This window comes from Pantoea sp. 18069 (assembly GCF_902706035.1).
In the GTDB taxonomy this organism is placed as follows: Bacteria; Pseudomonadota; Gammaproteobacteria; order Burkholderiales; family Burkholderiaceae_C; genus Comamonas.
On the sequence record NZ_CACSJA010000131.1, the window covers coordinates 1 to 413 of the forward strand.

General features: G+C 71.7%; 1 protein-coding gene. It reads right to left on the reverse strand.

Annotation, left to right across the window (positions count from 1 at the left end; translation table 11 throughout):
• Positions 1-413, reverse strand: a 413-nt coding sequence (locus GVL12_RS25880) for a DUF1800 family protein (protein ID WP_159918400.1), incomplete at both ends; no start/stop codon positions are given.

Sequence of the window (413 nt, forward strand, 5' to 3'; positions counted from 1 at the left end):
TCGCCGACGAGGTAGGCGGCCATCTTGCGCGTCACGAAGCGCGCGGTGGCCGGCGCGCGGGCGAGCCGGTCGAGCGCTTCGTCGAGTTCCGCCATGCCCTGGCCCTGCAGCGGCCGGCCGAGCAGCTCCTTGGGCTGCCAGTCGTGGCGCTGCGGGTTGAACTCGTAGAGGCCCCGCCGCACGTACTGCTGCGCCCATTCGGGCCTGAGCTTCGGGGGCGGTTCGTCCAGCGGGCGCAGGGAGACGCCATGCCCGGTCAGCACGCGCGCCATCTCCTGCACGTCGCGCTGGCTGTAGCCGCCGTCCACGCCCAGCGTGTGCAGCTCCATCAGCTCGCGCGCATAGTTCTCGTTGATGCGGTTCGCCGCGTTCTGGGCGTTGTCGAGGTAGCGCAGCATCGCCGGGTGCCGCAC